Here is a 355-nt window from a genome sequence, read left to right as displayed (position 1 = left end):
GGACAGGGCCGGTCGCATGCAGTGGATGAACCTCCGCAATCTGAGCCAGGAGAAGATTGTCTTCGCCATCGCGGTGATCATCTTCATTGCCGCCTCCATCGGTCTGCCAGGCTTTTTCACCTCGGAGAATATCGTCGCCATCGTCCGCTCGGTCTCGGTGCTCGGCATCCTGGCGCTTGGCATGGCGATCGTCATCATCGGCCGCGGCATCGATCTCGCTGCCGTGGCGATCATGGCGATGTCGGTCGCTTGGTATCTGCAACTGCTCAATGACGGCACGGCCGATGCCATTGCACTGCCGACGGTTCTGGCTGGCGTGCTGTTCATCGGACTGCTGAACGGCTTTCTCGTGGCC

Annotated in this window: 1 pseudogene; it reads left to right on the top strand. The window is 60.8% G+C overall.

The window, feature by feature from the left end:
• Positions 1 to 25: 25 nt before the first annotated feature.
• Positions 26 to 355: pseudogene (locus AC1D0P_RS32650) on the top strand (ABC transporter permease); the annotation flags it as partial.

Source organism: Polaromonas sp. P1_G2 (genome assembly GCF_056405515.1).
Note: the sequence above shows the minus strand (reverse complement) of the source record. Positions and strands in the feature narration are given on the sequence as shown.